The following is a 20,427-nucleotide window of genomic DNA, read 5'->3' as shown; positions in this document are numbered from 1 at the left end:
AAGGGAAACTACAGATGAATGAAGATCCGATCGTTATCGTCAGCGCCGTGCGCACACCCATGGGTGGCTTTCAAGGCGACCTGCGCAGCCTGACCGCGCCTCAGCTGGGCGCTGCGGCCATTGCGGCCGCCGTCGAGCGCGCCGGTATCGATGCCGGCAGCGTCGACCAGGTCCTGTTCGGCTGCGTGCTGCCGGCCGGGCTGGGCCAGGCACCGGCGCGCCAGGCGGCACTGGGCGCCGGGCTGTCCCATGCCACGACTTGCACCACCCTGAACAAGATGTGCGGGTCGGGCATGCAAGCCATGCTTTTGGGCCACGACGCCTTGCTCGCAGGCAGCGCTCGGGTGGTGGTGGCCGGGGGCATGGAGAGCATGTCCAACGCGCCCTACCTGTTGGATCGCGCCCGCGATGGTTATCGCATGGGCCACGGCCGGGTACTCGATCACATGTTCCTCGATGGCCTGGAAGACGCCTACGAACCCGGTCGCCTGATGGGCACCTTTGCCGAGGACTGCGCCCAGGCGCACGGTTTCAGCCGTCAGGCACAGGATGAATTCGCCCTGGCCTCGCTGACCCGCGCACGCCAGGCCATCAGCGACGGCAGTTTCACCTCGCAGATCGTGCCGGTGCAGGTCATCCGCAACAAGCAGCCCCAGATGATCAGCGATGACGAGCAGCCGCCCAAGGCCAACCCGGACAAGATCCCCACACTGAAACCGGCCTTTCGTGAGGGCGGCAGCGTGACAGCGGCGAATTCAAGCTCGATTTCTGATGGCGCCGCGGCCTTGCTGCTGATGCGCCACAGTGAAGCCCAGGCTCGCGGACTTGCGCCGCTGGCGGTCATTCACGGGCATGCCGCCTTCGCCGATGCACCGCACCTTTTCCCCGTGGCGCCCATTGGTGCCATTCGCAAGCTGGCGGAAAACACCGGCTGGGCGCTGGAAGACATCGACCTGTTCGAGATCAATGAGGCCTTCGCCGTGGTCACCCTGGCCGCCATGCAGGCCCTCGACCTGCCGGCAAGCAAGGTCAACGTCAATGGCGGAGCCTGCGCACTGGGTCACCCCATCGGCGCGTCCGGGGCGCGCATCGTGGTGACGTTGCTGGCGGCATTGCGGCAACGCAACCTGCGCCGCGGCATCGCCGCCATCTGTATCGGCGGCGGCGAAGCCACCGCCATCGCGGTCGAATGCCTCTATTGAGGAGGCCGGTGGTCAGGGTGCTTGCTCGGCGCCAACGGATGGATTAGAAATGACGACCGCAGGTTGCTCCGCAGCCTATTCGGTCCGTTTCGCGCAGAAGCGGTGAGCGAGGATGAGTGAGCCTGACCCGAACACCGCTCGACAGCCCGTCGATGCGCGACACGATCTCGATTCACCTCGTGCGTGAAGCCGTACGCGACAGCCATGTCGACCTGGAGCGAATCCTTCAGGTGGCGGGCATCGATGACCGGCTGCTGCTGGACGATCAGGCCCGGGTCCCGGTTCAGCGTTACGCCCGGCTCTGGCGGCAACTGGCCAGGGCGCTGGATGACGAATTTTTCGCCATGGATGCGCGGCCATTGCGCCGCGGCAGCTTCGCCTTCCTGTGCCAGGCCTGCCGGCAGCAGCCGACCGTCGGCGCCGCGCTCAAGCTGGCGCTGGAGTTCCTCGCACTGATGCTCAGCGACTACGACGGCCGTCTGGCGACCCAGCAGTCGCTTGCGGAAATCGTCCTACGTGAGCGCAGCGCCGACCCCAAACGCGCATTTTCCTGTTTCACCTACTGGATGATCGTGCACGGTATCGCCTGCTGGCTGGCTGGCCGGCGCATCCCGATCCTGGCCATGGAGCTGCGCGGCCCTGCGCCCCAATACGTCGGTGATTACCAGGTGATGTTCTCGCCCAACCTGCGCTTCGAGCGGCCACGCACGCGGTTGATCTTCGCCGCCGAACACCTCGACATTCCCGTACGGCGCAGCGCAACGGAGCTGCGCCGTTTCCTGGCCCGCGCCCCGGCGAACATCCTGGTGCGCTACCGCGATCCCGACAGCCTTGGCTGGCGGATCCGCCAACACCTGCGCAACCTGCCGGCTGCCGATTTTCCAGCCATCGAAGCGATGGCGGCCCACTGCGGCGTTTCGGTAGCCACGCTGCGCCGACACCTGACCGAGGAGGGCGCCGGCTATCAGGCCCTCAAGGACAGCGTGCGCCGCGAGCGTGCGGTGCTGTGGCTGGCTGAACCCCAGGCAACGTTCGAAGACATTGCCGAGCGCCTGGGCTTCGCCGATGCCAGCTCCTTCTACAAGGCGTTTCGCAAGTGGACCGGTGCCAGTCCCGGGCATTACCGCAGTCTGATTCTCGATGCGGACGATCCACAATTCACCAAGCCGCGCGTGATGCCGCAACAGACGATCCGCTAACGATCATCCGCCGGTATGTTCTTGCATTTGTCAGGGTAAAGCCGGCAAATCCGCTTAATTTATCGTTGAATGGACCCATAACGCAGGGTGCCGTCCGGCGATTTGCGCGCCCATAATGAAAACACAACAACAAAGGTGTCCATGCCATGTTCAAGGACCACATTGTCAAGCCCCGCGCCACCGACAGTCCGGTGTTCATGGGCACAGTAGCCGCCGTGTGCTTCGCGGTGACGCTGTTCGCCGGCCTCGGCGAGAGTGGCCTGGCCCGGCTGATGGCACCCATACTGCTGGATCTGCAGGCGCCCCTGGCAAGGGACGTGGCCGTGGCGGTCACCTTCACCCTGACGCTGGTCCTCAACCTGTTCGTGCTCGGTCGCTTCCCCTTGCGAGCGCAGATCGTCACTGTGTGGTGCGAACTGCTGCTGATGTTCCTGCTGTTCTTCGACACCTTTGACCTTTCATATTCATTCATCGCCACCAAGGTCGGCTTCATGATTACCCAAGGGGTATTCACGACCGTGTATGTGTCGGCGATCTCCATCACCATCGCTTTCATGCTTGCCCTGCTGGGGGCGACCGCACGCCTGTCGTCCAACGGCTTCGCCATCGCGATCGCCAGCTTTTACACCTCGTTTTTTCGTGGTGTGCCGCTGCTGATCCAGATCTACCTCATCTACCTGGGCATTCCGCAACTGGGCTATGTGGTCGGCGCGGTGCCTGCGGGTATTTTGGCCCTGTCGCTGTGCTACGGCGCCTACATGACCGAGATATTCCGTGCTGGCATCAGCAGCATTCCCCGAGGGCAATGGGAAGCGTCGCGAGCCATAGGCCTGTCGCCGCTGCAGACCATGATGCGGGTGATTTTGCCGCAGTCCATGCGGCTGATCATCCCGCCCACCGGGAACCAGTTCATTTCGATGCTCAAGGACAGTTCGCTGGTGTCGGTGATAGGCGTCTGGGAGTTGATGTTCCTGGCGCGTACCCAAGGCCGCGCGGAGTTTCGCCATTTGGAGATGTTGATCACTGCGGCGGTGCTGTACTGGCTGCTGTCGATTGTTCTGGAAACGGTCCAGGCCCGCCTGGAAAAGCACTTCAACCGTGCCCATCGCTGAGTCGGGCCAGTGCTTGATATGAAAAGGGCGCCCGCTATGAACCTGGAGCTTGCCATGAATCGATCGACCGTCCCTGCTGCGTCCCCCCGTTCAGCCGCTGTTCGGGTGCGTCGGCTGAACAAGTGGTATGGCGAGTTTCATGTGCTAAAGGAGATTGATCTGCACATTGCCAGCGGTGAGATCGTGGTGATCTGCGGGCCGTCGGGCTCCGGCAAGTCCACGCTGATCCGTTGCCTGAACCTGCTGGAAGACTTCCAGCAAGGTGAGGTGATTATCGGCGATACCCCGCTGACCCGCGGCGCGGCGTGCGTGGCGGGCATACGCCGCCAGGTCGGCATGGTCTTTCAGCAGTTCAACCTGTTTCCGCACCTGAGCGTACTAGACAACCTCATGCTCGGGCCGCGCTTGGTCAGCCGACTCAGCGATGCCGAAGCCCGCGCTCTGGCCCATGAGTACCTGGAACGGGTACGTATCGGCAACCAGGCCGACAAGTACCCCGGCCAGCTGTCCGGCGGCCAGCAGCAACGCGTGGCCATTGCACGGGCGCTGTGCATGCGCCCGCGGATCATGCTCTTCGATGAACCGACTTCGGCGCTGGATCCGGAAATGGTCAAGGAGGTGCTCGACGTGATGGGCGAACTGGCCGAAGACGGGATCACCATGCTCTGCGTCACCCATGAAATGGGCTTCGCCCGGCGCGTTGCCGACCGGATCATCTTCATGGACCAGGGCCGCATCGTCGAGGAGGCCTCGCCGCAGGCTTTTTTCGACAACCCGCAACACGAGCGTGCCCGCGAGTTTCTCTCGCAGATTCTCAGCCACTGAGTGATCCGTCAGGGCCGGACATGGCTTCAAACGCTGTATACGCCACAACAACGCCAACTGCGTATCGCTGTTCTCTGGAGGTTCACCATGATGTCGCTGACTCGCTTGTTCACCGCTGTCGCACTGGCTGGTGTTTTCACGACCGGGGCCGGAGTTGCCTGGGCCGGCGCCACCCTGGATCGAATCAACTCGACCAAGGTCATGAAAGTGGCCACGGCAGCCAATTGGCCACCGCAGTCATTTCTCGGGCCGGACAATGCCCTGCAGGGTTTCGATATCGACGTGGCCACCGAGATCGGCAAGCGACTCGGTAGCAAGGTCGCGTTCGTCACGCCCGAGTACGGCATCATCACCGCCGGGCGTTGGTCGAACCGCTGGGACATCTCCGTCGGCTCCATGACTCCGACCCGCGAGCGCGGCCGGGTTCTGGATTTCCCTGCGGTCTATTACTACACCCCGTATGTATTCGCCGTGCACAAGGCCGCGGCCGGTACCAAGACCGCAGACCTCAACGGCAAGATCATCGGCGTCGAGGCCGGGACCACGTCGGAGGACTACATCAATCGTCGACTGACCATCGATGCGCCCGACGTGCCGTCCTTTACCTATGACGTGGAGCCCGGCGAAGTGAAAACCTACGGCGACAGCATGGGCCCGCTGGATGACCTGCGCATGGGCAACGGTGTGCGTCTGAACGCAACCCTGTCGGCCCTGCCGACCATCACCGCTGCCATCAAGAACGGCTACCCGATCGTTCAGGTCGAGGGTAAGCCGGCCTACTACGAGCCGCTGGCGATCGCCGTTGACAAGGGCGATGACGCCTTCAACGGGGCGCTGACCAGAATCGTCGAAGAGATGAAAGCCGACGGTACCCTCAAGCAGCTGTCCGAAAAATGGTACGGCGCCGACCTCACCAAGGTGCAGTGAACCAATCCCCTGCACGTCCCCCTTGGCCCGGCACGCGCAAGGTAGACGCCCGACGAAGGACGAGGTCTTCATGTTCAGCTATATCGACAACTATTACACCGCGACCATGCGCGCGGCCCCCGTGCGGCCGCCGCTTGCTAGCCAAGTTAGCGTCGATGTGTGCATCGTGGGCGGTGGCCTGGCGGGGCTGAGCACGGCATGGGAGCTGGTGTCGCGTGGCAAGTCCGTGGTCGTGCTGGAAGCGGCGCGGGTCGCCTGGGGGGCGTCGGGTCGCAATGGCGGGTTCGTGCTGCAGGGTTGGTCCGAAGGCCTGTCGGCCATCGAGCAGCGCTGCGGCAAAGACACCGCTGCGGCCTTGTTCAGACTGTCCCTGGAGGGCGTAAACAGTGTGCGCGAGACCATTGCCCAGTACCAGTTGCCCGGCTGCGCGCCCAGTCGGGGCAAGCTGAGTGTCAGCCGCTTCGACAATGCCGACAGCCTCAAGCGCTTCAGCGAGCGCATGGACCGCGATTTTGGCTTTACCCTCGACTACCTCGACCGCGATACCTTGCGCACTCTGCTCAACACCCAGCGTTACCACCAGGGGCTGCGTGATACCCACGGTTTCCATTTCCACCCACTGAACTACTGCCTTGGCCTGGCCGAGTTGATTGAGCATAAGGGCGGGATGATTCACGAGCAGTGCGCCATGCTCGAAGTCGTCAGTCGGGCAGGGCGCTCGCAGGTATCAACCGCCCACGGCAGTGTCGATTGCACTGACGTGGTGTACTGCTGCGGCGGCTACGGCGGCCCTGAGTTCGGCAAACTGCACCGCGCCTTCCTGCCGATTGCCACCTACGTGGTTCTCACCGAGCCGCTGGGCGCGCGCCTCCAGCAGGCAGTGCGCACTTCAGAAGCCGTCGGTGATTCCCGTCGTGCCTCGGACTATTACCGTATCGTCGACGGCGACCGACTGTTGTGGGGCGGCCACATCACTACTCACAACCTGCAGGACGAACAGCGCCTGGCTCAACTGCTCACTGCCGATATCCTCGACGTTTACCCGCAACTTCGAGGCCTGAGGATCGACAAGGCATGGTCTGGACTGATGGGCTATGCGCGGCACAAAATGCCCCACATCGGCCCAATCGGCCCAGGGCTGTGGTCCTGTGCTTCGTTCGGGGGGCACGGTATGAACACCGCACCAGCAGGCGGGCGGGTGATCGCCGAGGCCATCTGCGGTGAATCGGATCGCTACCGCCTGTTCGATCGCTATGGTCTGCAATGGAATGGTGGCCCGTTCGGCCCACCGGCGGCGCAATTGGTGTATACCGGTTTGAAGATGATGGACAGATTCCAGGAACGACACGCCGGCGCTGGGCCGCGCTAACGCCTCCTCACGCAAGGTCGATACGGCATGGATGCACACTCACCCCGTACACTGTTCAACCTGACCGAGAACGATCGCCAGTTGCTTGCGCTACTGCAGGCCAACGCTCGGGAGCCGACCGCGTCGCTGGCACGCAAGCTGGGCGTGTCGCGCTCCTCGGTGCAGGAGCGCATCCAGCGGCTGGAGAAAGCTGGCATCATCACCGGCTACAGCGTGCGCATCGACCACGACCGGATACAGCCGACCATCAACTGCTTCACCATGACTTCGTGCACCAACAAAAGCTACACCGATGTCATGACGACGCTGCGCAAGATCGACGCGGTGCAGGCCGTGTACGCGGTGTCTGGGGAGTCGGACTTCATCATTCACCTGGCCACCGGGACCCTGGGCGAACTCAATGCCGAGCTGACCCGGATCAACATGATCAAGGGCGTGGCGCACACCGCGTCGCATATCGTGATGGAGACCAAGTTCAGTCGTCGGTTGAGTGTGTAGCAGAGGCACTCCGCCCGGCGAGAGATTTCACCGGGCGGAGTGCCGGCAGAGTCACCTACAGATTGATCGGGTATTGCGTGATGAACCGAACGTCATCCAGATCGCCGCTGAACGAGTTGCGGTAGGTGGCCTGACGCAGGCGGAAGGTCAGGTTTTTCAGAGGACCGCTCTGCACCGTGTAGGCTGCCTCCAGGTCACGTTCCCATTCGGTCTGGCCGCTCGCGCCGTTGGCCAGGGTGATGTTGTCGCCACGCAGGTAGCGGGCGAACACATCCAGCCCCGGCACCCCGAGGCCGGCGAAGTTGAAGTCGTAGCGTGCCTGCCACGAACGTTCGTCCTCGCGGGTGAATTCGGCGTACTGCACGTAGTTGGCCATGTAGTTGGTATTGCCGCCGTCGGTGTAGAAGACATAACCGCCTTTGCCGGTGATGGCCTGATAGGCCAGGGTCAGCTTGTGCGTGCCGTAGCTGTAGGCGGTCTTGAGGCTGAACGAGTTGCTGTCGATATCCCCGCCGCGCTCGGCGCCGGTGCTCTTCTGGTTGTAGAAGCGGAAGTCGGCGGAAAATGCCTGCTGGTCATTGATGGGTTTGACCCAGCTCAACCCCGCGTATCTCTTCTTCCACAGATCCTGCACATCCGAGGCATACAGCGCGCCGGTCAAGGCCGGGGTGAAGTTGTAGGTGGCGCCATAGACGTCCGCACGGGTCATGACGCCGGCGTTGTGGCCACTTTGCGCGTACGTGCTGAGCGAGGTGAGGTGGGCGACATCGATGCGCAGGTTGTCGATTTCCTTGCTGCTCAGGTAGAACCCTTCGGTCGTCTCGGGCAAGAGGCGACTGTCCCCGGTCGAGTAGACCGGCAGATTGAGGGTCATTTCGCCGTACTTGAGTACCGTGTTCGAGACCTTGAGCTTTACCGCAGCCGCGGCGCGGGAGTAGTCGTCCTCGGCCCGATCGATCCCCGGCGTGTGCCGGCCATTGCTGGGCAGCAGGCCAGTACCGATGCGGTCCGAGCTGCTGTCGAGTTTCATGCCATAGAGGCCTATGGCGTCTATGCCAAGGCCCAGGGTGCCTGGGGTGAAGCCCGAGGTGAAAGTGCCGATGAAGCCCTGGGCCCACTCTTCGCGATAGCTCTGTGCGTTCGGGCCGGTGTTGTGGAAATCCCGGTTCAAGTAGAAGTTGCGCGCCATGACCTGCGTGCTGCTGTCTTTGAAGAACGGGTTGTCGAGCACGTCGTCGGCAAAAGCCGTAGGGGAAATGACCGCGCACAGTGTCGCACTGCCAAGCATTAAAGCTGACCGCATGGTGTTGACCCTTATCGAGAATAATCAGCAGATGGCGAAGTCTTGAAGCAAGATTATTGTTATGGGGCGTCCATGCCCTGCAGCGGTGAATCAGTTGCTTTCGGCCACTTCGCAGATGCTCAGAATGGCCAGGATGTAAACGCGGACCATGTCCAGGTAATCGCGCTTGTGAACACGTTCGTCTGGCATGGTGTTGAACTTGCCACCGGGCCCGCAGACCACGCCCTGCATACCCAGGCGCTGATAGAAATGCGCGGCATCGGTGCCGAAGTACGCCGGCGGGGTGATGATTCCGGTGGGCTGCGGTTCACCGCGCACCTGCTGATAGGCGGCGTTCACGGCCTTGACGATGGGCGAGTCGAGCGCCACTTCGAAAGGCGGCATCAGCGGCTGGTTGTCGCTGTCGTTGATCAGCTTGGCTTGCAGGCCCGGAAACTGTTCGCACAGGCGATCGAGGAGTCCTTGCAGGTCGGCGAGCACCGACTCGACGGTCTGCCCAGGGGTGTAGCGGGCCGAGCCACGCAAGCGCAGGAAATCGGCGACCTGCGGTGGACGCCATTCTTCGAGGTCGCGGCCGAGGGCTCCGTGCACCACGCCGATGTGACCACGGTTGACCTGTTCGTGCTCGGGCGTGCGGGCGCCGCTGAAGGTGATGCCGTTGATCTGCGGAATGAGCTGCACCGCCGCAGTGATGACGTCCACCGCTTCTTCGCGCTTGGACAGATGACGGGTGTCCCCGGTCAGCTCGATGACGAACATCAGCGAGCCCACGTGCAGGGTCACTGCCTGCAGGTCGGTCGGCTCGCAGTTGATGAAGTAGTCGGCTTTCACGCCTTGTTCGATCGCCGCGATGGTGCCGATCCCGCCTTGCAGCTCGCCGACCACATAGGTCAGGATCACGTCGCCCTTGAGCTTGACCCCGGCGTCTATCAAGGTTTTCAGCGCGCAGAAGTAGGCGGCATCACCGGCCTTCATGTTGGAGACCCCGATGCCGTAGATGAACTCGTCATCGACCTTGCCGGCCCACGGGTCCACGGTCCAGCCTTCGGTGACCGGGTTGGTATCCAGATGGCCGTTGAACAACAGGCTGTGGCCACCACCGCCCTGACCCTTGAGGGTGCCAATGGCATTGAGGCGTTCGCCGGGTACCGGCATCAGCTCGCTGTGCAGCCCCAGCTCGCTCATCTGCCCAGCCATGTATTCGGCCAGCCGACGCTCCTCGGCCGTGGCGCTGTAACTCTTGTGCTGCACCATGCGCGCAAGAAAGTCGAGGCAGTAGGCCTCATCGATGCTGTGGATCAGCGCATCAGGCGTCATCGAGTTGCTCCATTTCGGTGAGGGGCTGCGGCACTGCCTGGAGCAGGGCGCGGGTGTAGGGATGTCGGGACTCTTCGGCCATGTCCTGCGCGGGCAGGATTTCCAACAGATCGCCGCGGTACATCACGGCGATGCGATGAGCGATCTGGCGGATAAGGTTCAGGTCATGGGTGATGAACAGGTAGGCGGTGCCATGCTTGCGGCGCAGCTCCAGTAACAGCTCGATTACCGTGGCCTGCACAGACACGTCCAGCGCAGCGGTGATCTCGTCGCAGATCACCAACTCCGGTCGCGCCGCGAAGGCGCGGGCGATCGCCACCCGCTGTTTCTGGCCGCCGGACAGGGCGTGTGGAAAGCGATCGGCGAAATCCTCGGGCAGGCGCACCTCACGCAGCAGTCGGGCGACGGCCTGGCGCTCGGTTTCTCCCTCGGGCAGGCCATAGAGCCGCAGCGGGCGAGCGAGAATCTGGCCGATGGTCTGGCGCGGATTGAGCGAGGCATCCGGGTGCTGAAAGATGATCTGCACCTTGCGCCGGTAGTCACGGCTCATGTCGGCGGCGCCACGAATGTCGACGCCCTCGAACTGCACCTTTCCGGTGAATGGGGTCAGACCGGTCAAAGCCTTGGCCAGGGTCGACTTGCCCGAACCGGATTCGCCGATGATGCCGAGGATCTCGCCACGCGCCATGCTCAGGGTCATGTCTCGGGCAGCCAGGGAAGGCTTGGCGGCACGTCGCAACAGACCGTCGAGCAAACCAGGACGACCGTAACGCACGCTGAGTCCGTTGACGTGCAGCAGCGGCTGACTCGACGCTACGGTTTCGTTTAGCAGACGCTTATCCGCAGCCGGCACGGCGGCTACCAGTCGTTGCGTGTACGCATCGCTGGGCGCGCTGAAGATCCGCGCACCGGCCGCCTGTTCAACGATGCGCCCCTGATTCAGGACGCAGACCCTATCCGCTACCCGCGATACCAGGGCCAGGTCGTGGGAAATGTACAGCGAGGCCACGCCGGTTTCCTCGCGCAGACGCCGAAACAGCTGCAGGATCTGCGCAGAGCTGATCACGTCCAGCGCGGTGGTTGGCTCGTCGAAGATCAGGCATTGCGGGCGACAGGCGAACGCGGTGGCGATGAGCACGCGCTGTTTTTCACCGCCGGAAGCCTCGTGGGGAAAGCGCTTCATCATTGCCGCCGGGTCTTTGAGATCGACATCGGCGAGCAGTTGCTCACCCAGGGCCCAGGCGTCGCGATAGCTCAGGTCGCGATGACGGGTCAGCACTTCCACTACCTGCTCGCCCAGGCTCAGGGTCGGGTTGAGCGACGCGCTGGGGTCCTGGAAGATCATTCCCAGGCGTCTTCCGCGCAACTGCTCCACTTGGCGTTGCGGCATCTGCAGCAGGTCTTCACCTTGCAGAATGATGCTGCCACCCACGTCGCGAGCGTTGCTCGCCAGGTAGCGCATGATGGCAAAGCCCAGGGTGGTCTTGCCCGAACCGGATTCGCCGACCAGGCCCACGACTTCACCGGCACCGACCTGGAAGTCGATGTTCTGCAAGACGTGGAGCGGACCGCCCGGCAGTTGATAGTCGAGGCTGTAGTCAGCCACTTGCAACACGGCAGTCATTGGCGGTGCCCCTTGGGATTGAGGGCATCGCGCAAGCCATCGCCCAGCAGATTGAAACCGATCGCGATGATGGCGATGGCCAGGCCGGGCATGAGCATCATCCACGGTGCCTGAAAGAAATAACGTCTTGCCTCGGCCACCATCAGCCCCCATTCCGGCTGCGGCGGTTGCGCACCCAGGCCGAGGAAACTGAGGGTGGCGAACAACATGATGGCGAACGCGACCCGAATGGTTGCCTCGACGATGATCGGCGCGACGATGTTGGGCAGCATTTCCCGCACCACGATGTAGGCAGTGGATTCGCCGCGGGCAATGGCAGCGCTGACGTAGTCCTGACGGCGAGCGGCGAGGGCAACGCTGCGCGCGATCCGCGCCATGCCGGGGACGAAGGCGATGGTGATCGCCAGCACGGCGTTGAGGTCGCTTTTGCCCAGCGTGCTGACGATCAACAGCGCGAACAGCAGGCTGGGGATTGACATTACCGCGTCCAGCGTGCGCATCAGCGCTTCATCGATACGCCCGCCCAGGTAGCCGCTGGCCGTGCCGAGCAATGCGCCCAGCAGCATCGCCATCGCGGTGGCCAGCACCGACAGCGAAATGGTCGCGCGGGCTCCGATGAGCAGGCGGCTGAAAATGTCGCGCCCCATCTGATCGGTCCCCAGCCAATGCACCAGGCTGGGTGCCTTGTACCGGGCCAAAATGGAAATCGCTTCCGGGTCGTAAGGGGCCAGCGCCGGCCCGGCGCAGACCAGCACGATCGCCAGGAGCAGAATCACGCTGCCCACCAGACCCTGCGGCGAGCTCAGCAGTCGGTAGATGATGTCACGCATATTGAATCCGCCGATCAAGGTAGGCATAGGTCAGGTCCGCGATGAGGTTGACCACGCAATAGGTCGCGGCGAGGATCAGCACACCGCCCTGAATGGCCGGCAGATCGCGGGCCGCGACTGCCACCAGCAGCTCCCGTCCGATGCCTGGAATGTTGAAGATTTCTTCCACCACGACGATGCCGCCCAGCAGATAGCCCACGTCCAGCGCGACGATGGTGATGGTCGGCAGCAGGCCGTTGCGCAGCGCATGACGCAACAGCACCCGGCGCCGCGACAATCCCTTGAGCCGCGCCGCACGGATGTAGTCGGTCTCGAGCACGTCGATCATCTCGGAGCGCACCATCCGCGACACGTGAGCGACCATGATCATCGACACCGTGAGCGTGGGCAGGATCAGGTGCCGCAGGCCCTCGCCGAAGTTTTCCGAAAGCGGCACGTAACCGGTGGCCGGCAGCAGTTGCCAGACATCGGCGAACAGCAGCACCAACAAGGTCGCAGTGACGAACTCGGGCAGCGACACGCCGACGTAGGAGAACAAGGCAATGATCAGGTCCACCGGTCGCCCGCGACGTACGGCAGCAAGGATGCCCAGCGGAATGGCCACGGCCAGCATCAGCAGCAGGGAACATCCCGCCAGCAACAGGGAGCGGCCCAGCGCGTCCAGCAATGAACCCAGCACCGGTTGGCCGTTGCGCATCGACAGGCCCAGATCGCCTTGCAGCACGGCCATCAGCCAGTGGCCGAATTGCAGCCACGCCGGTTGGTCCAGCCCGAGCTTGGCGCGCAGGGCGGCGAGCGCTTCAGGCGTGGCGTTCTGGCCCAGCAGCGTCACTGCGGCATCGGCCGGCAGCAACTGGGTGATGGCGAACACCAGCAGCGAAACGATCAGCAGGGTATAGACGACCAGAAGCAAACGCTTGGTCAGGTAGGCAGCAGTCACAGGGTTACCCTCGATTCATCCGCGCTTCGGGGCGCCTTCATCCAACCAGGCCTGGTCCAGGCGAAACACCGCGCCGCGAGGGTGCAATCGATAGCCTTGAACATAGTTGCGCCGGGCCGCCAGCACATCGAAGAAGGTCGGGATCAGCGATGGCACTTGCTCGTGCATCAGGCGCTGGGCCGTGCCGTACAACGCCGCACGCTTGACCGGATCGTCCGTGCCCCGTGCACCGGCCACGGCGGCATCGAATTCGCTGTTGTTCCAGCGGGTCTCGTTCCAGGCGGCGTCCGAGGTGTAGAGCAGGGAAAACACCGCGTCGGCCGAAGGTTGCATGTTGTAGAAACCGACGTAGAAATTGCCTTTCTTCCAGATCTGGTCCAGGTAGGTACTGTTGGCCATGGTCTCGACCTTGATATTGAACCCGGCTGGTTTGGCCATTTCCCGTACGGCGATGCCCAACTGGGTGCGCGTAGAGGGCTTATCGGAGGCCACCAAGGTGATGTCCAGGCCATCGGGATAGCCGGCGTCGGCCAACAGCTGCCGGGCCTTGGCGATATCGGCCTGACGCAGTTCGATATCGGCGTGGTAACGGTAAGCGGCATTGAGCGGTGTATCGTTGCCCGGCGTGCCACAGCCTTCCGCCACGAAGTCCACCAGTGCCGCCCGATCGACACAGAGCGACAGCGCCTGGCGTACCCGCACGTCGTTGAACGGCTTCTGGTCGCAGGCCATGTTGATGTTGAGGAACTGCCCGGAAGGTGCACGCAGTCCGGTCACGCCGCTGGCTTGGCCAAGGCGGCTGAACTCGGTGGCCTGGGCTGACAGCATGAGATCGATGTCGCCGGACATCAGCGCAGAACTCTCCGCAGTCGGATCGGGATAGACACGGATTTCGACGCGATCCAGAAACGGACGCTCGGGGTCGTGGAACTGTTCGTTGCGAGTGACTACGACCAGCCGCTCGGGCTCGAACGAGGTCAGCTTGAACGGCCCTGTGCCCACGGCTTCGCGCGTCAGGCGGGCCATATCCCCCTGGACGATCGCCGCGGGCACGATCTTGGCGTCCGGGTAGGCCAGGCTGATGGGCAGGTCTGCGTAGGGCATGGTGGTGGTCAGCTTGACGTGCAGCTCGTCGACCGCTTCCACGGACTTGATCGGGCCGATGTTGCGCAGGCCGGGCGACGCGGTCTTGGGATCGAGGATCGCCAGCAGACTGGCCACGACATCCCTGGATGTGCAGCGGCTGCCGTCGTGGAAAAGCAGGTTGTCGCGCAGGCTGAAGGTCCACTCGGTCAGCGCTTCGTTGTGGCTCCAGGACGTGGCCAGATCGGGCTCGGCCTGCATGTCGTGACTCAGGCGTGTAAGCCCGTTGTAGAGCAGTTCGCTGAGCAGATACTCGGGATTGACCCGAGCCAGCAGCGGATTGAGCATGCCCACCGCCTGGTCGACGCTGATGCGCAACGTACCGCCCTTGCGCGCGGCGCCGGCGGCCCACAATGTGCTGGAAAACGGCAGCATGGCAGCGCCGGTGACGATGGCCGTGGTTGCAAGAAAGCGGCGACGGTTGAGCCGGAAAACGGTAGTCATGGCGATACTTCACTTAGCAAAGAGATTATGGGGCAGCTAGGTAAAAAGTGCCGATGACCGATCTTGATGCCAGTCTTCGGTGGTCGCTTGGGCTCAGCCTGTTGCGGCGGTCCCAGGGGTGAAGTCTGCAGCCAGGTAGACCAGGATCGACTTCGCCAGGGCGACCAGATCTTCGCGGGTCGTGTATTCGTCGCTGGCATGAATACGACTGTGCGGGCGAATTAGGCCACCCAACAAAATCTCCTGGATACCGGCCTGTTGCACCCAGCCCATATCCGAGCTGCTGCTGGAGCCATAGCACTGAAACTGCTCGGCGGTGAAACCGAAACCCACGCCCAGTGCGGCTTGCCAGCGCGGCCAATGGGGACCGGTCGGGTCCGCAACCGGCGCAAGATGGCCGATCACTTCAGCTTCCACCGCAAGTGCCGCGCTTGCGGCCATGGCGGTGTCGATGCAATGGTGCAGTTCAGCCAGCACCTGATCGAAGGGTTCTTGCGGAGCGTAGCGACGGTTGATCAGCACCTCGAACTGCGCTGGAACGGTAGAGCCTTTGCTACCGCCATGGGCCGCGGCCAAGGTCATGCGCGAAATCAGAGGTGCACCGTTGTAATGGGGCGGCGCCGGCATCGGCCATGCACGCTGTTCCACCTGCTGCTTGAGTGCGTACAAGGCATTGAGCAGGGGCAGGCTTTGCTCGATGGCGTTGATGGCATCGACCGGCTCACCGGAGTGCGAAGAGCGACCCTTGACCGTGATCTTCAGGTCGACACTGCCAAAGCACCCAGCCCAGATCCTCGGCGCGGCACCGCCGTTGAAACTCAGGATATGGCCCTCGACCAGGCGTTGTTCGGCCAGGTAGCGGATACCCGGATAAAGACCGCCTTCCTCATCGGTGCACAGCAGCAGGGAAGGGCAGTAGCGCAGCGGCAGGTCGAAACGTGCGGCAGCACGCAAGGCACTCAAGGTGGCGGCAATGCTGCCTTTCATATCGGCCGTGCCGCGCCCGATCAGCTTGCCGTCAGCTTCGGTCAACTGCAGAGGAGGGTGGTTCCAGCCGTCACCGGCCGGCACTGTGTCGACATGGAAATACAGGCTGCAGACCTCTTGGTCTCCGGGATGCCGGGCGATCAGATTGATGCGTTCGCCATGGGCCTCGCCGCTGCGGGTCTGCCACAGTGCTTCGGGTACCGAAACCCGTGTCGCCTGCAAGCCAAGCGGCGCGGTCAGGGTTTCCATCAAGTCGGCGAAGGCGCCGTAGCCCGCGCCCGGCGGGAAGCAGGTATCGACGGCGATCATGCGTTGCAGATCGTCGATCAGCCCATCATGATCCGTCTCGATCGATTCGAGTGCCTGCTCAAGTGCCGTATTCATCGTCATTTTGAGTCTCGCCGTATTTCTATATAGTTTATAGTTAAACACCACCGCACGGCCCGTCAAGGAAAAACGATGACCAACAGCAATGCACCGGCTGCCGATGCCAGCTTTGCCCGACTGAGCGAACAGGACAGCGCACCGCTTTATGAAGTGGTGAAGCGGCGCGTCTCAGAGGCGATCCTGCTAGGGGAGTGGGCCAGTGGCACGGTGATCCCCAGCGAGAACGCATTGGCCGCAGACTTCGGCGTATCGGTAGGCACCGTGCGTCGCGCACTGGCCGAACTGGTGACAGAAGGCATGCTGATGCGCCGCCGCAAGACCGGTACCGTCGTCACAGGCTGGGCGCCGCTGCACAACCTGCGCTATTTCTTCCAGTACTTCCGGCTGCACAACAAGGAGGGCGCACTGCTGAAATCCAGCACCTCCTTGCTCGACTACCAGACGGGCAAGGCCACGGCGGAGGAGGCCGACAAACTGCTCATCGATCCCGCCAGCCCCGTTTACCGCCTGCATCGACTGCGTACCATCGCCGGCGTTGCCGCCATGCACGAACATTTCACGGTAGTGGCAAGCAAGGTCCCGGACTTCCCTGGGCCGGAAGCCTTTCCCGAACTCTTGTATCGCCACTTGCTCGAACACTACGGCATACGCGTAGCGGCGGTGCGCGAACAGCTCACCGCCGGCCTGGCCACGGCAGAGGACTGCAAGCTGCTGAAGCTGGAGGCGCCCCATGCCGTGATGATCATCGACGCCATATCGTTCGACCAGACGGCAACGCCAGTGATGATCACGCACCAGCGCGCGAGCACGGAGCACTTCATGTATGTGAACGAGATTCGGTGATCAAAGCGTTGAAGGAAAGCGTGCTGTGCGTGTGACTTCAGGGCGGGCGGGTGGAGCTCGTGGACGGGCTTCACTAGTAACTCTACTAAATGCTTATTTAGTAGAGTTATCGTGTTTTTCGGAGAACTTGGAGCGGTAATAGGGGGTTTTGGTGCACTTTAACGGCGTACGCTTGATTCGTGTCAGTACGCTGCAAGCTTTGGCATGGAAGCATGTATTTTGAAATACTGATTGGTTGATACCTACACTAAGCTGGTTGAGGATTACGAACTCTGCCGCCGTGAATTGCTCGCCGGCAATGCAGAACCCGATCTCCAGTCAATATGGCATGTGTGGGTAGAACTGATTGAAGATGCCGTGCTTGCGCTGTTGGCAACCTACAGCTCTGACACAGGCAATGCATGGAAAGGGTTCGACTTCGAAATCATGAACCGACTGCATTAGCATGGGTTCATCAGTGATCCAGTCAACAAGAACAAGTCATCTGGGTGACGAATGAAGGACTGGCTAGAGGTCGACAGATAGCCGACCGCTTGTTTGGTTTGAGGACTCCAACGGATCTGAGATCTGAATCCGATAGCTGACCGCATACCCCTTAATCGGTTGGCAGGTTTGTGGATAGATCAGGTCTTGAGGCGCCTGGGGTGTTGCCCAGATCTACGATCGTCGACAGCGTGATAACACGCGGTATGCCCAAATCATGATTGACTGGCCAGCCAACGAGCAGCTTTAGCGCTGCGGCTGCAAGACGTGAATCTTGACGAGGATGATCAACAGCTTTCGAGAAGTACTTGACGCTACGGAGGACTCAAGAGCCTGACGTGGGATGGATAGAGGCTGAGCAGATGCTCCTTCGAATCGGTTGGCACAGAGGACGATGAGTACACGAGCATTGATGATGCTTATCAGCGTGAGGTTACCGTAGGATCAGGTTCGTCTGATGGAGGAACGAAGCCTGGAGGCCAAGGGCAACCCTGCCATCCGGATCGCGTATTATCTTATTACGCATAATGTATATTATGTTAAATCAAATGCCACGCTAGATATTTCCATCAGCACCTAGCCGCTTTCACCCACCTATAATACTCCTGCCTTCGGCCTCACGGCCTGCGCGCTCAGTCACAGCCGTGCTGCGAATGATGACCTTCTACTAGCGCCATCAGTGCTTATGCTACAGCAGCCTGCACGCGCAGCTGGGTTGATTAGAAAACTGAAAATAGAAACTCGGCAATGTACACGAAGGTACGAATACCCGCCTTGTGGAGTCTGAACGCTTGCTCACACAGCCTCCAACGCTGCCTCTTCTTCCTGTGCAATGGTTTCTTCGACTGCCAACTGATGTCGCGTCCACTCAGCAGCGACCGCTGGGTTTTCACGAATCTGCTCTTCGATCCGCAGGGTTTCGCGATATTCGAGTGCCTGCGCAACCATCGTCCACTGAGTTTCGACATTTAGTGATTCAAGCTCTTTGCGAATCGACGGTAGGTCAATTCGGAAGAACTCCTTGCGAGGATTCACTTTGTTGACCTGCTCCCTTAGGAAATGGCGATGCAGCTGCTTTTCCAAGCCTGGCGCATCATCACTGAAAATCATCGCGTGTATATCAAACTCAAATGGGACGCTGGCGTCGCCAAGCTCACGAACACGATCTAGTGGTTCGAGACGGCGAGTCATACCAATCTTGAATATCTCCTCTCCGAACGATCCTGTATTGGAGATCACATACACGTGGCCTGCCCGCGTTTGCTGGGCCATCGACAGAGCGCGTTTGTTTTTCTCTTCAGCTGCTTTCAGTTGGTCTTGGAGCGAAGCTAGGCGAGCTTCAAACTTGGCGCGTTCTGCAGCGTTAGCTGCGGCTACCTGCTCTTGGGCCTTTTCCAAAGCACTACGCAGTGTCGTTTCTTCCTTGGCAGCGTCTTTAATGGCACGTTCGTATTCACGACGGGCCTTCTCTTCTTCGCGCATTTGTTCGCGTAGCTGTCGCTGCTCTTCGCGCTCCTGATCCTTCAAAAGCCTGGCGGTCACTCCCCAACGCAACTCTTCAAGGCGTGCTCTGAGGTACTCATCATTCACTCGGGCATTTCGGAAAGGAGCGCCCAACTGGTTGACCACTGCGGCTGCGTCGAGGATTTCCTGCTCAAGCTTGCCGTGGTTGTCTGATTTGGAGCGAGACAGAATGGAGTCAACTTTGCCGTTAAAGGCATCAGCCACAAATCGAATTGCAGTTTCACGGCGATTCGCTTCGGCGTAATCACAGCTAGCCGCCCTGCCCGTCTTCACCAAAACCTTGGTAAGTTCGCGGGCTTCTTTGAGCTTCTGCCCAGCCTCAATGAATCCGAACTCCTCAGCTAGGTCGTCCAAGAGGTGGTAGGTAGGGACAATGTAAGCATCACCATAGCCTTCGATGATGTTCTTCATGGCCTTGGCAGCATTGGCATACTGCTTCGCTTTACCCATAGCCTCCATAGCATCGCCGGCGATCTCCTGAGCACGCTCGTTCGCGGTCGCTACAATTTTGTCGGCGTCAGCGATAGCTTTAGCCAAGCGAGTCTCGGCCTGATCGACTCGGGACTGGGCAAGCTGAAGCAGGCGGTTACGCTCAGAGCTCGCTGTAGTTGAAAGCCGTGCGGCCTCTGCCTCAACATCAACGATATCTTTGAAGCGTTCAAGCTCCCGGGTTCGTAGCTGAAGCTGTTTCCGAAGTTCGCTGACCTCGTCCTCAGTTTTGTCGAGGTCGTTTTTCCTCGCATTAAGCTCAAGAGTCAGTTGAGCTACCTTGCCATTGGCTTTGGTGCTTCTAATCAAAAGCACGACTGTGGCTATGCCTGCAATGAGGGCAATGAGGGCAATGAGTTCCATGTGAGATCGTCCCTTCTATAGGAACAAGTGTTCCTACAGCACTACGTTGGTTGAGGGTATGGTTTATTCAAAGGGGGGCCGACAAATAACCTATTGAACGCCTAGTGATCACCAGCGCGCTCGGGCAGCTTCTTAGGGCTGAGCACCTTGGATTTCCCCAAGTCTTATTTGGTAACCCTGACCAAGCTACTTAACGGTTTCAGTCTCAACCGTTTGAACGATCTGGCCTTTTGCACTCTTGGTGACCGGGATGCTTTCGCTATAGGCAGTTTGTACATAACCAGAGATGGCTGTGATGGACAGCAGGACAAGTCGAGCGCTGAATTTCATCTTGGATTCCGTTTCCAAAGTTAAGTGGCTCAGCATACAAGCGAGCATGGCCAATCGCCAGATCGCTCGTAGCGGCTGGCAATTATTAGTGCGATACGATCAGCGAAGGGTATCAGGAAATCACTCCTTCACAAGCCTCCAAACGTAACAACCCTTCATTCGCTGCAGCATCCGTCGTCACCACCAGGCGAATGTATGGCGGTGATGATCAGCTCAGATTTGAGCGCCTCAGCTAGCTAGCTACTCTGGCCGATGCTTGCTGCGGTCCCCAATGCGCCCCTGACAAAC

General features: G+C 61.1%; 17 protein-coding genes. 9 read left to right on the top strand and 8 right to left on the bottom strand.

Annotation, left to right across the window (positions count from 1 at the left end; translation table 11 throughout):
• The first annotated feature begins 14 nt into the window (after window positions 1-14).
• The 7 genes from ASF66_RS02985 (at window position 15) to ASF66_RS02955 (ending at window position 7,132) form a co-directional block, all read left to right on the top strand.
• On the top strand, window positions 15-1,202 hold the full coding sequence (locus ASF66_RS02985; protein WP_056842663.1) for an acetyl-CoA C-acyltransferase: 1,188 nt from the start codon (window positions 15-17) through the stop codon (window positions 1,200-1,202).
• A gap of 152 nt (window positions 1,203-1,354) precedes the next feature.
• Window positions 1,355-2,401 carry an AraC family transcriptional regulator gene (locus ASF66_RS02980; RefSeq protein WP_056842662.1) on the top strand — a complete coding sequence of 349 codons (1,047 nt, stop codon included), beginning with the start codon at window positions 1,355-1,357 and terminating at the stop codon, window positions 2,399-2,401.
• Between the two features lie 146 nt (window positions 2,402-2,547).
• Window positions 2,548-3,513, top strand: a complete 966-nt coding sequence (locus tag ASF66_RS02975) for an amino acid ABC transporter permease (RefSeq protein WP_056842661.1) — start codon at window positions 2,548-2,550, stop codon at window positions 3,511-3,513.
• Between the two features lie 54 nt (window positions 3,514-3,567).
• On the top strand, window positions 3,568-4,338 hold the full coding sequence (locus ASF66_RS02970) for an amino acid ABC transporter ATP-binding protein (protein ID WP_049859830.1): 771 nt from the start codon (window positions 3,568-3,570) through the stop codon (window positions 4,336-4,338).
• Window positions 4,339-4,425: 87 nt separating this feature from the next.
• Window positions 4,426-5,265: a transporter substrate-binding domain-containing protein gene (locus ASF66_RS02965; RefSeq protein ID WP_056842660.1), complete on the top strand. Its 840-nt coding sequence runs from the start codon at window positions 4,426-4,428 to the stop codon at window positions 5,263-5,265.
• Window positions 5,266-5,335: 70 nt separating this feature from the next.
• Window positions 5,336-6,634 carry an NAD(P)/FAD-dependent oxidoreductase gene (locus ASF66_RS02960; protein ID WP_056842659.1) on the top strand — a complete coding sequence of 433 codons (1,299 nt, stop codon included), beginning with the start codon at window positions 5,336-5,338 and terminating at the stop codon, window positions 6,632-6,634.
• 27 nt (window positions 6,635-6,661) lie between these two features.
• Window positions 6,662-7,132 (top strand): Lrp/AsnC family transcriptional regulator, encoded by a 471-nt coding sequence (locus tag ASF66_RS02955; protein ID WP_056842658.1) that lies wholly within the window; start codon window positions 6,662-6,664, stop codon window positions 7,130-7,132.
• Between the two features lie 55 nt (window positions 7,133-7,187).
• Here ASF66_RS02955 and ASF66_RS02950 read toward each other — a convergent pair whose 3' ends face one another.
• From ASF66_RS02950 to ASF66_RS02920, 7 genes are all read right to left on the bottom strand, one after another.
• Window positions 7,188-8,435 carry an OprD family porin gene (locus tag ASF66_RS02950; RefSeq protein ID WP_236707039.1) on the bottom strand — a complete coding sequence of 416 codons (1,248 nt, stop codon included), beginning with the start codon at window positions 8,433-8,435 and terminating at the stop codon, window positions 7,188-7,190.
• Window positions 8,436-8,525: 90 nt separating this feature from the next.
• Window positions 8,526-9,752 (bottom strand): M20 family metallopeptidase, encoded by a 1,227-nt coding sequence (locus ASF66_RS02945; RefSeq protein WP_049859651.1) that lies wholly within the window; start codon window positions 9,750-9,752, stop codon window positions 8,526-8,528.
• Window positions 9,742-11,376: a dipeptide ABC transporter ATP-binding protein gene (locus ASF66_RS02940; RefSeq protein WP_056842656.1), complete on the bottom strand. Its 1,635-nt coding sequence runs from the start codon at window positions 11,374-11,376 to the stop codon at window positions 9,742-9,744. Before ASF66_RS02940 ends, ASF66_RS02945 begins: the two co-directional genes overlap by 11 nt.
• On the bottom strand, window positions 11,373-12,206 hold the full coding sequence (locus ASF66_RS02935) for an ABC transporter permease (RefSeq protein WP_056842655.1): 834 nt from the start codon (window positions 12,204-12,206) through the stop codon (window positions 11,373-11,375). Before ASF66_RS02935 ends, ASF66_RS02940 begins: the two co-directional genes overlap by 4 nt.
• A complete protein-coding gene (locus ASF66_RS02930) occupies window positions 12,199-13,146 on the bottom strand; it encodes an ABC transporter permease (protein WP_056842654.1) in 948 nt (315 codons plus the stop codon). Before ASF66_RS02930 ends, ASF66_RS02935 begins: the two co-directional genes overlap by 8 nt.
• A gap of 15 nt (window positions 13,147-13,161) precedes the next feature.
• Window positions 13,162-14,733: an ABC transporter substrate-binding protein gene (locus ASF66_RS02925; RefSeq protein ID WP_056842653.1), complete on the bottom strand. Its 1,572-nt coding sequence runs from the start codon at window positions 14,731-14,733 to the stop codon at window positions 13,162-13,164.
• A 93-nt stretch (window positions 14,734-14,826) separates the two neighbouring features.
• Window positions 14,827-16,110 carry a M20 family metallopeptidase gene (locus ASF66_RS02920; RefSeq protein ID WP_056842652.1) on the bottom strand — a complete coding sequence of 428 codons (1,284 nt, stop codon included), beginning with the start codon at window positions 16,108-16,110 and terminating at the stop codon, window positions 14,827-14,829.
• A 69-nt stretch (window positions 16,111-16,179) separates the two neighbouring features.
• On the opposite strand from ASF66_RS02920, the gene ASF66_RS02915 reads away from it, so the two are divergent.
• A complete protein-coding gene (locus ASF66_RS02915) occupies window positions 16,180-16,950 on the top strand; it encodes a GntR family transcriptional regulator (protein ID WP_056842651.1) in 771 nt (256 codons plus the stop codon).
• Between the two features lie 231 nt (window positions 16,951-17,181).
• Window positions 17,182-17,394 carry a DUF6429 family protein gene (locus tag ASF66_RS22765; RefSeq protein ID WP_201782758.1) on the top strand — a complete coding sequence of 71 codons (213 nt, stop codon included), beginning with the start codon at window positions 17,182-17,184 and terminating at the stop codon, window positions 17,392-17,394.
• Window positions 17,395-18,228: 834 nt separating this feature from the next.
• On the opposite strand, the gene ASF66_RS02905 is transcribed toward ASF66_RS22765, so the two are convergent.
• Window positions 18,229-19,809, bottom strand: a complete 1,581-nt coding sequence (locus ASF66_RS02905) for a DUF4041 domain-containing protein (RefSeq protein WP_056842650.1) — start codon at window positions 19,807-19,809, stop codon at window positions 18,229-18,231.
• Between the last annotated feature and the right edge of the window lie 618 nt (window positions 19,810-20,427).

Origin of the sequence: Pseudomonas sp. Leaf129 (assembly GCF_001423465.1) — a bacterium.
GTDB classification, from domain to species: Bacteria; Pseudomonadota; Gammaproteobacteria; order Pseudomonadales; family Pseudomonadaceae; genus Aquipseudomonas; species Aquipseudomonas coleopterorum.
This window is presented reverse-complemented; position numbering and strand designations above follow the sequence as displayed.